At 44.0% G+C, this 1,703-nt stretch carries 1 protein-coding gene and 1 pseudogene; both read left to right on the plus strand.

From position 1 onward, the window contains the following. Window positions 1-6: 6 nt before the first annotated feature. Window positions 7-257 (plus strand): IS110 family transposase (locus ASG85_RS39155; RefSeq protein ID WP_235549222.1); only part of this gene is annotated, 251 nt, incomplete at its 3' end. A 1-nt stretch (window position 258) separates the two neighbouring features. After that, window positions 259-1,323: pseudogene (locus ASG85_RS14805) on the plus strand (IS110 family transposase); the annotation flags it as partial. Between the last annotated feature and the right edge of the window lie 380 nt (window positions 1,324-1,703).

Genomic DNA, 1,703 nt, shown 5'->3' on the forward strand with positions numbered 1-1,703 from the left:
CTCATTGTGGGAATCGATATAGCGAAAGAAACACATGTCGCACAAGCAACAAATTTTCGAGGAATCATACTTACTAAGAGGCATCTTTCTTTCTCAAATACAATTGAAGGTTATATGAAATTAGAGCGATGGATCCATGAGATTGGGCAGAAGCATCATTTAAAGAACGTCATAATCGGTATGGAACCAACGGGACACTATGGATATAACCTTGCTAATTGGCTTGCTGACAAGGGCAAAGATGTTGTCATGGTGAANTTAAAGAACGTCATAATCGGTATGGAACCAACGGGACACTATGGATATAACCTTGCTAATTGGCTTGCTGACAAGGGCAAAGATGTTGTCATGGTGAATCCAGCTACCACCAAACGAAACAAGGAAAACCGCGATAATTCCCCCTCCAAGAGTGATCCGAAGGATGCACTCGTCATTGCTGATGTGGTTAGTCGAGGTTTCTACTATGATTTCTCTCGGCACGCTGTTGTCTTTCAAAGGTTGCAAACAATTATGAGTGATCGGGAATTTTGGGTAACAAATAGTGTGAGGTTGCAGAATCGGATTATTCGCTGGTTAGACATACGCTTCCCAGAGTATTTCTCCGTCTTTAAAGACTGGACAAGTAAGCGATCATTGGCCACTCTTAAGGAATTTCCTTCTCCGCAAGAAATAGAGTTGCTTTCCGTATCCGAAGTGATTACAGCCTGGAGGAAGCATATGAAGCGTGCCGCTGGCTCTACCGGCACGCAAAAAGCTGCTCAGCTAATTGCTACAGCTAAACAAAGTATAGGTGACACAACCGCTCTTCTTGAAGCAAAACAGGATCTCAAACGGTTATTAGAAGAGTTTGAACGGATTGTAGAGGTACTAGATACAATTGAAAAAGATATCGAAAAATTGCTTAGCGGTATTCCAATGGCCAAGCAATTACGTTCGATCGGCCTAGGCTTTATCTGTATTGCAGCAATTCTATCAGGCACTGGTGATCTCAGACAGTATGCCCACGGACGCCAGTTGTTACGTAAAGCAGGATTAAACCTAGCTGAAAGCACGTCCGGAAAGCGAAAGGGTCAGATCGTACTTTCCAAGAGGGGCGACGCAACGCTACGTAAATATCTTTACTTGGCAACGCTGCAGCTCATTGGAAATAACCCTGTGTTCAGACAACTGCACGAGTATAATGTTCAAATTAAGCAAATGAAGAAGCAACAGTCTCTGTTTAAAGTGCTTGGAAAACTGGCTCGAATCATCATTGGTATAGTTGCGCGAGGAGAGGACTTCTCTCCAGAAAGAGTGGTTCCTCTTATTAATCAAGCTGCTTAAGACTGATAAAGAACTGTGTATTGAGTCATTCGCAGGATTAAAAAAAGAAAGCACGGAGGACCGAGTTACTGCCCGATAAGGGCTCAGACCCGTCAGCTAAACGTTATCGGTCTCCACGCCTTGGTCAGGTGTAACGAAGGAATGTTAGGGCAAAGACCCGTAGAGTCATGGGATGGTGAACCCCAAGGTAAGTGTGGAGTGTTACGTGCAGAAGAATATCCCTTGGAGAAATGTTCCAACACTTCTTCTGTTCCCGCATGCCCAAAATGGGAATAGCTACATCTGATGAGCGCTCTCCTGAACAACATCTGCAAACCAAGGTGTCAAAATCCTGCGAATGAGTGAGTATATGTGAGATAAACCCTTAAAACCGAGGGACG

It is taken from the genome of Paenibacillus sp. Soil724D2 (assembly GCF_001427935.1).
Lineage (GTDB): Bacteria > Bacillota > Bacilli > Paenibacillales > NBRC-103111 > Paenibacillus_E.